The sequence below is a fragment of the Halomonas sp. ND22Bw genome (genome assembly GCF_003011945.1).
Classification (GTDB): domain Bacteria; phylum Pseudomonadota; class Gammaproteobacteria; order Pseudomonadales; family Halomonadaceae; genus Halomonas; species Halomonas halophila.
This window is the reverse complement of the sequence record NZ_PXWD01000124.1, coordinates 1-482: the sequence shown is the minus strand read 5'-3', so window position 1 is coordinate 482 and position 482 is coordinate 1. Positions and strand designations below refer to the sequence as shown.

Genomic DNA, 482 nt, shown 5'->3' with positions numbered 1-482 from the left:
TGGCTGATGGGGGTGCGCTCTTTGCTCGACGCGTCGGCGGCATCCCGATCAGCAGCGTCAGGACCCTGCAAGCGGCGTCGATTCCAAGGGGGTCCCCCAGCTGTGTAGGGCGGTGACAAAACCATCCACTGGAGCGTCGGCGGGGTGCTGATGCGGCCGGGGTAAAAGCCGGCCAGTGGAGAGGCTTCTCTTTCGGGAGGGGCCCAGGATGTTTGCCGTGGAAGTCTACGCGGCCGTTCGGCAGTTCGTATTCAACGCTGGCAACTCTCGTCGTGAGGCAGCCCGGGTCTTCGGGCTGAGCCGCGAGACGATTGCCAAGATGTGCCGGTTCTCCCTGCCGCCGGGCTACACGCGCACAAAGCCGGTCGAGAAGCCGAAGCTGGGGCCGCTGCTACCGGTGATCGATGCGATCCTGGACGCGGACCGGATCGCACCCGTCAAGCAACGGCACACGGCCAAGCGGCTCTTCGAGCGTCTGCGCG

General features: G+C 66.0%; 1 pseudogene. It reads left to right on the top strand.

Annotation, left to right across the window (positions count from 1 at the left end):
• Positions 1–208: 208 nt before the first annotated feature.
• Positions 209–482 (top strand): annotated as a pseudogene (locus tag CVH10_RS17285) (IS21 family transposase); the annotation flags it as partial.